Consider the following 7098-nt stretch of genomic DNA (forward strand, 5'->3'; position numbering starts at 1 on the left):
AGCATCTTTGATTTTCCCCCGAGATCTCAATAGAAACCCGGTTTCTAGACCCGAGTTTCTAAACGCGATCGCTCCCAGTTTCTAGACACTGCTTAGTCATAATGTGTCCACATTCGTAAAATTTTGATCGTGTTTTGAGACTCAATCACTTCGTAAACTAATCGGTGTTGAATATTAATCCTGCGAGAATAAGCACCCGTCAAATCTCCAACCAGCTTTTCATAGGGTGGGGGATTCTGCCAAGGATTATTTTGGAGAAGATCCAACAGTTTTTTAACTTTTATTTTGAGTCCACTTTGTGCAATTTTTTTGGCATCTTTTTTGGCTTGTTTTGTATAGACAATTTTATAAGTCACCAATCCAAGTCCTCTTCGCACTCTTCGATTGGCGTTTGGAGTCCTTCTACAATTGAGTCTTTCATTCCGGGGATGCTCAATAGATGTAAGGTTTCCTGGATGCTCTGCCAATCGGCTTCGGAAATCAAAATGGCATTGTTTTGTTTTCCAGTAATTAAAATTGGCTGGTGAGAATCTGAGGTTGTATCAATTAATGTTTCTAGGTTGTCTTTAGCATTTTCTGCGGTATATTTATTCATAGTTATTTGAACCGGCTCTTTTGAGAATAGACTTGATGGCATGGTGCGACGCGCAGTCGTCGTGTAGGGCTCATATATGGCGGCACATTTTCTCATGGTATTAGAATACATCAACTTGGGTCAGAAGTCAAGCTAAAATCCGCGATCGCTCCCAACAAAGAAACCGGGTTTCTAGAAGGGTTTTTGGTTTCCCCCCGAGATCTCAATAGAAACCCGGTTTCTAGACCCGAGTTTCTAAACGCGATCGCTCCCAAGGGAAGAAACCGGGTTTCTAGAAGCATCTTGTGTTTCCCACCGAGATCTCAATAGAAACCCGGTTTCTAGATCCGAGGTTTCCCCACCGAGATCTCAATAGAAACCCGGTTTCTAGATATCTCGTGCTATGATCGAGGCTGAAGCCCCAACTACAACTTTATTAATAATCAGATGAAACAATCCACCGAAACCCTGATTATGTTCGCTCAACTCTTGGAAACGGAACCGCCGCTTTTGCCAAAGGATGCCCTAAAAACGATGCAGGAATTGGCGGCGGAATTGAAGGCTCTGTCGGAAACCGATCTGGAGAAAGCCTCGGAATTGATTATCACCCGGATCGGACAATTTCCACAAGTCCTAAAAGAATTTAAAAAAGCCCTGGATTATCAACGAAAAGAAGTTGATGACATCCAGGAACCGGAACCGAATCAGCAAAAATGGACAATTCCCAACTTTCAAATTATTGAAGAAACGGAAGAAACTGTCATCGTTACACCCACTTCAGAATCCGACAAAACCTCCCTGTTTCTATACGTTCGTCAAAGTGTGAGCCGATGGATTCAGAAAAACCAGTAATACCCACCGTTTACGCTCCTAATTTGCATTTATTCTCCTATCATCTCTGGCGGGGATTGACAGGGGAATCGGATTCTCTTGCACCCAACCCAAAACACTTGTGGGAACGGGGGGATGAGATTTTAAAGGAGTTAGGATTTACCGAACGCCTCCACATTGCCGGGTATCCGGAAAACTCGGAAGAACCGGAAGGAACTCAAGTCAATCTCCATCCGCAAAGTTACCTCAAATTAACCGGAAAACTGCCCCCGTCTGACTTGACAATTGCCGGGAGGGTGTGGACACATCGACTTGATGACAGTTATAGTTTGACGATGAATTTTCGCCGCCCGGAACGGGAAAAGGGCGAGAAAACGGCGGATGTTCCGATTTCTTTTTGGCACGATTTGAATACGGATAGGGGAATTTTTCTGCCCGATTTTGTCGGTGGTTCCTTGGGGCAAACATTGCTGTTGACGGCATTTTTACCGAAATCGGAAATTGAAAAAACGGCTGAAAATTTGGAAGAATTTTCCCGCCAAATGGTCAAATATTTGATTCCTTCTCGCAGAAAACGCCCGCCTTTGCAACGGGTGGGGGAACTGTTCGGCAGTCCGATTTTTGAGTTTGGCGGGCAAATTGTGGACGCGGATCTGCACGGGGAAGCGATCGCAACCCCTCACGTTTTGATCCTCTTGTTTCGGGAAGAGTTGCCCAGCGAGAAGTTGGTGGATGCCTACCGACAGTTTATCGATTTATTTTACTATCGAAATAAGGTGCTGTCGGCTTATCGGGACACCCGGACGCTGTATCGAAAAACCTACGCCACCTATATTGAGTTGGAGAAACGGGTGAAGTCGTTTCGGGCGTTGTTGAGGGAAAAAACGACGAGTTTGCAGTTGAGTTCGGCGGAATTGGAGGATTTGAAAACGGTTTTAAAGGAGTTGGCGGAGTTGGATTTGGAATATGCGCGACTGTTGCGAAATTACAAGCACTGTCGCAATACGATCGCCATCAATACCAAAAATTATCAAGTGAAACGGGAGGAAATTTTTAATATCCTCAAGGAACAAAAATATGAGGTGAAACGGGAGGAATTGGATTTTTTCCAAGAATTGAGCGATCGCACTTCCCCCTATTTTCAAACCCGCATCGCCGACGAACTCAACTATTTTGTGGAGGGTTCCAACTTATCCGATAAAGCGATCGCCTCCATTCGTGGTATCGTGGAAATCGAACAAGCCCAGCGCGATCGCCGCTTGCAACAGCAAAACCAACAGTTACAAGATCAAATCCAAATTGTCGGCGTCGGCATTGCAGTGGGTGCGATCGTCGCTTCCACGGTGGGGTTGATTTTTGACGAACCGATGACGTATCCTTGGCAAGAAAACCGGGGGGAAAATGTACATCCGTTTGCGATCGCACTTCTCATCAGTTTCGGCTGTGCTCTGGTAGCGGCGGCGGGGATGAAATTGCTCATCTGGTTGAACAAAAAGAAACCGGGTTTCTAGACGCGATCGCTCACGAGAAAGAAACCGGGTTTCTAGAAGGATCTTCAATTTCCCCACAGAGATCTCAATAGAAACCCGGTTTCTAGACCCGAGTTTCTAGGCGCGATCGCCACCAAGAAAGAAACCGGGTTTCTAGAAGCATCTTGGGTTTCCCACGGAGATCTTAATAGAAACCCGGTTTCTAGACCCGAGTTTCTAGAGCGATCGCTGGGGAAGAAGAAACCGGGTTTCTAGAAGGATCTTCAATTTCCCCACAGAGATCTCAATAGAAACCCGGTTTCTAGACCGGTTTCTAGACTATTGAAAATACGCCTGAAACACCGCCTTTGCCACCGGCGCCGCCGCCACGGAACCGTAACCGCCGCCCTCCACTAATACCGCGATCGCAATTTCAGGTTTATCCGCAGGTCCGAACCCCACATACATGGAATTATTCGGCTGTCCGGGAACTTCTACTGTCCCGGTTTTGCCCCCCGTCAACGGGATGGAACCGTCATTTAATCCCCGTCCCGTTCCCTTTTTCACCACATCAATTAACCCCTGCCGCACCACGTTCAACGCCTGGGGGGAAATGGCGGTTTTGGTGGGTTGGGTTTCGGGAGTATTCGTTTGGGAGGCGAACAGATGCGGCTGGACCCGGTAGCCGCCGTTAACTACGGTACCCACCATCGTCGCCAATTCTAAGGGAGTCGCCAATACCAACCCCTGGCCGATCGCCATTGTGACGGTATCGCCGGTATACCAGGGCAAATCGTACAATTCTTTTTTCTGTTCCGGAGTGGGAATTTGGCCGTGGTTGGCGCCGTCGAGCCCCAAAACATCTAAATCGATCGAACCGCCGATTCCCAATTCTTTCCCCCATTTGGAAATTTGATGGGCCCCCGCATTCATGCCGACTTGATAAAAGAAAGTATTGCTGCTAAACGCCAAAGCATCCCGAAATCCGATGGTTCCGTAGCCCTTATCATTGTGTTCGTGAAAGCTGATTCCACCGATAGTGATGGCAGCGGAAGTTGCCACGGTAGAATTGGGGGAATATTTGCCCGATTCGATGGCGGCGATCGCGGTGACGATTTTAAATGTACTACCCGGCGGATACCCTTGCAACGCCCGATTTAACAGGGGGTTGCCACCCTGCACCCGCCGCCACTCCGCCTCCGTCACCCCGTCGGCGAACCAGTTGGGATCGAATGTCGGGTGGCTGGCGATCGCCAAAATTGCCCCGGTTTTTACGTCCAACGCCACCACCGCCCCCCGGCGATTTCCCAGGGCGGTTTCCGCCGTTTTTTGCAACTTCAAATCCAACGTCAGTTGCACGGATTCACCCATCCGGGGAGATTGAATTCCCAACTCTTGGATTTCTTCCCCTTTGGCGTTGACTTCGATGAGGCGATTTCCCCAGACGCCATCGAGTTGTTTGTTGGCGATCCGTTCCACCCCCATCTGTCCCGTCAGCATCCCCATCGGGTATTCGGGGTGGGCTTCCAATTCTTCCAAACTGGCTGCGCCGATGTATCCCAAAACGTGGGCTGCGAGCTTGTTTTCGGGGTAATATCGCTGAGATTCGCCCCGAATTTCCACCCCTTTAAAATCGGCGGAATTTTCGGCGATCGCGATGAACATTCCGGGCGTGATATCCGGTTTGATGCGGACGGACAACCGGGAATTGTACCCTTGTTCTTCCAGTGTTTGGAGAATTTCTTCTGCGGGAATATCGACAATTTGACTCAGTTTTTCCGCCGTTTCTTGCCACGCTTCGGGGGATTTTTCCCGGGGCCAGAGGTACACCGATCGCGCCAGACGGCTGCTGGCGAGTCGGCGTTCCCGGCGATCGAAGATTTCCCCCCGTTGTGCGGGGACGGGAAGCAGGCGGAGGCGGTTATTTTCCGCCCGATCTAAGTTGATCTCGCCCCGGATGAGTTGCAAGTTGGCAATCTGAATGCCGTAGAGACTCAATAAACTGCCGATCAATAACAGCACAATCACCCCCCGGTGGCGACGGCGGTGATGGAATTTACGGTCGTCCGATTCTTCGGAAGCTAAATATTCAGGTTCAATGGTAAACAGAGATTCACCGGCCATAGTTATCCGATGCAGTGACTTACAGTTTATTTCCCCCAAAAGGGTGTGCTGAATCCGGAACATTTGGGAATTTTTATGGAAGCGGCGATCGCCCGATGCGGCTTGGAAACGGGAATCGATCGCCCCGGGGAGTGGCGGCGGCGTCGGCGACAATCCGTTCCCGAATACATTGTTTGGGGGCGACCGAATCCGATCCGGATGGTTTTCACCTCTAATCTATGACGCTATCGATCAATTTTCGACGCGCTTAAAAATGCGGATTTCTGGATTTATTTTATTGAAATTTCCGGCTTTGAATCGGGAGTCATAAAACTCCCTTTCGGTCGCCGTTTTGATTTCTAGAAAATTCCAAATTGGCGAACTTTTATATTCAAATACTAACTCATACTTGGATGGGGAATTTTCGAGGGCTTGAAATCCCCGATATTCATCGGTATTTTCGGGAAAGCGATCGCGATAATAGCCCCTCGTCGTCACGATATAGGGCGAGCTCTGTTTTTCGACCGTTTCGGATAAGTTTGACGGGGAGATGCCGCCTGCTTCGACTCCTTCCAGGCGGTCGTATCTGGGATGATATTGCAGAAATCCGACGTAACCCAATTCGGTGGGAAAGTCGAGATTTTGACCCATCCAGTTTTCGGCGGTATATCGGGAATCTTGAAGCATCAATAAATTGACCGAATTGGCGTACATGAGAGAGTAGATACAAATGACGGACACCCATCCGATTTTGAGTCGCGATCGCCACTTATTTCGATCTTCGATAAAGTCCGCGATAACATCACCGCAAAATAGGCAGAGGATCAGACACACCGGTAAAAGGAAGCGATCGCGGGAATACAGGATGATGCTGATAAAAAATAAGTAGTAAGACAAGCAGGGGAGTAACAGGCAGAGCAACAAGGATTTTTCTTTGCGTTTGAAAAGACATGATAGAATGGAAATTAGGGCGATCGCAAATAGGGGCCAGCCCAAATTAAACCGGATGTCTCGGAAAAATCTATACATCAGAAACAGATGTTCCTGAATATTGTTTTGCGATCGCACGAAAAATTCGCTGGCATCGTAACTGGCAGAATTGAGTCGTCCCAGATGTCGGATGAAGACGGTGATATCGACCAGGATTTGATGGGCGGCTAGGAAAACCATTGCACCCAGCAAAAATGGCAATATTAGCTTGATTAAAAAATCGATAATTGTTTTTATAAGGGGTCGCTTTTCTGCCCGTTTAAAGTGATTGTAAACCAAGAAAATTGACGGCAATATAAAAAGACCGTAAGCCTGATCTTTCGTGCAAACCGATAAGGAAGCGGCGACAAAAAATAGCAGATAATCCACGAAGCGATCGCTCTCAATTGCCCGAACATAAAATAGCATCGCCCCGGCAAACCAAAAAACATAGGGGACTTCGACGTTCATGGTTTTGCTGTAGTAAACCATCGAGACGATGCCGAGGACGAAAAAGGCAGAAAGTAGGGCTGGCAACCGTTTTTTGAACACTTCCAAACCGGTTAAAAAGACAATTAAAATAATTCCCGTTCCCATGAAAACGGATAGCCCTCTACCCAGGAACCTGAGAAGAGAAGAATCGAATATCGTCGATAAATCAATCCATCCCCAGTTGGCGGCTAAAATAATCGGAGAATACAGTAAATATAAAAGGTAGCGATGCAGTGGCGGGTACGGGTAGTTCCACTCGCCATCAATCACAACTTTGGGATCGATGGAATCGACGGCCCAACTCACGTCCCCGGGGAGTCCCCACCACATCGCACAACCATAACTCAGAAACCCTATCAATAGGATCGGATAAATCCATCGGTTCGGTTTACTGTTTGAGTTCGTAAGGTTTCCCGTCAATTTGGGCATAACTTCCCGGTGCGTAAAGGTTAAAAGTCGTCGGAATTTGGCGTTCATGTTGAAAACAATTAACAATTAATAATTAATAATTAACAATTATAGCGCTGTGGGCTGGCGTAGTTATAGCAACGAGCGCTCACGTGGTTACAGTTGAAATGGGGTAAGAAATTTTCAAACCCTTATAGAAAAGCCGTTTCAGTTTCCGACTCCCTAATACCGACTGCCGAGGACCGCGCGCAG

7 protein-coding genes are annotated in these 7098 nt (G+C 47.8%); 3 read left to right on the forward strand and 4 right to left on the reverse strand.

The features are described from left to right. Window positions 1-92: 92 nt before the first annotated feature. Both LKE08_RS10330 and LKE08_RS10335 read right to left on the reverse strand, forming a co-directional pair. On the reverse strand, window positions 93-356 hold the full coding sequence (locus LKE08_RS10330; protein WP_324704137.1) for a Txe/YoeB family addiction module toxin: 264 nt from the start codon (window positions 354-356) through the stop codon (window positions 93-95). Beyond that, complete coding sequence (locus tag LKE08_RS10335; RefSeq protein WP_324704138.1) at window positions 353-595, reverse strand: type II toxin-antitoxin system Phd/YefM family antitoxin; 243 nt, start codon at window positions 593-595, stop codon at window positions 353-355. Before LKE08_RS10335 ends, LKE08_RS10330 begins: the two co-directional genes overlap by 4 nt. A gap of 426 nt (window positions 596-1021) precedes the next feature. Between LKE08_RS10335 and LKE08_RS10340 the strand changes: the two genes are divergently transcribed. Beyond that, on the forward strand, window positions 1022-1426 hold the full coding sequence (locus LKE08_RS10340) for a hypothetical protein (RefSeq protein ID WP_324704139.1): 405 nt from the start codon (window positions 1022-1024) through the stop codon (window positions 1424-1426). Window positions 1427-1740: 314 nt separating this feature from the next. Then, window positions 1741-2916 (forward strand): hypothetical protein, encoded by a 1176-nt coding sequence (locus tag LKE08_RS10345; RefSeq protein ID WP_324704140.1) that lies wholly within the window; start codon window positions 1741-1743, stop codon window positions 2914-2916. A gap of 297 nt (window positions 2917-3213) precedes the next feature. Here the strand turns inward: LKE08_RS10345 and mrdA are convergent, their stop codons facing one another. Continuing rightward, on the reverse strand, window positions 3214-4998 hold the full coding sequence (gene mrdA / locus LKE08_RS10350; RefSeq protein ID WP_324704141.1) for a penicillin-binding protein 2: 1785 nt from the start codon (window positions 4996-4998) through the stop codon (window positions 3214-3216). A 45-nt stretch (window positions 4999-5043) separates the two neighbouring features. On the opposite strand from mrdA, the gene LKE08_RS10355 reads away from it, so the two are divergent. Then, a complete protein-coding gene (locus LKE08_RS10355; protein ID WP_324704142.1) occupies window positions 5044-5220 on the forward strand; it encodes a hypothetical protein in 177 nt (58 codons plus the stop codon). 9 nt (window positions 5221-5229) lie between these two features. Here LKE08_RS10355 and LKE08_RS10360 read toward each other — a convergent pair whose 3' ends face one another. Then, window positions 5230-6768 carry a glycosyltransferase family 39 protein gene (locus LKE08_RS10360; protein ID WP_324704143.1) on the reverse strand — a complete coding sequence of 513 codons (1539 nt, stop codon included), beginning with the start codon at window positions 6766-6768 and terminating at the stop codon, window positions 5230-5232. Between the last annotated feature and the right edge of the window lie 330 nt (window positions 6769-7098).

The sequence above is a fragment of the Lyngbya sp. CCY1209 genome, from assembly GCF_035615495.1.
In the GTDB taxonomy this organism is placed as follows: domain Bacteria; phylum Cyanobacteriota; class Cyanobacteriia; order Cyanobacteriales; family Microcoleaceae; genus Limnospira.

Excerpts from the sequence above, each read along its gene's own strand:
- LKE08_RS10335 (WP_324704138.1), bottom strand. The coding sequence starts at position 595 with ATGAATAAATATACCGCAGAAAATGCTAAAGACAACCTAGAAACATTA.
- LKE08_RS10340 (WP_324704139.1), top strand. The coding sequence starts at position 1,022 with ATGAAACAATCCACCGAAACCCTGATTATGTTCGCTCAACTCTTGGAA.
- LKE08_RS10345 (WP_324704140.1), top strand. The coding sequence starts at position 1,741 with ATGAATTTTCGCCGCCCGGAACGGGAAAAGGGCGAGAAAACGGCGGAT.
- mrdA (WP_324704141.1), bottom strand. The coding sequence starts at position 4,998 with ATGGCCGGTGAATCTCTGTTTACCATTGAACCTGAATATTTAGCTTCC.
- LKE08_RS10360 (WP_324704143.1), bottom strand. The coding sequence starts at position 6,768 with ATGTGGTGGGGACTCCCCGGGGACGTGAGTTGGGCCGTCGATTCCATC.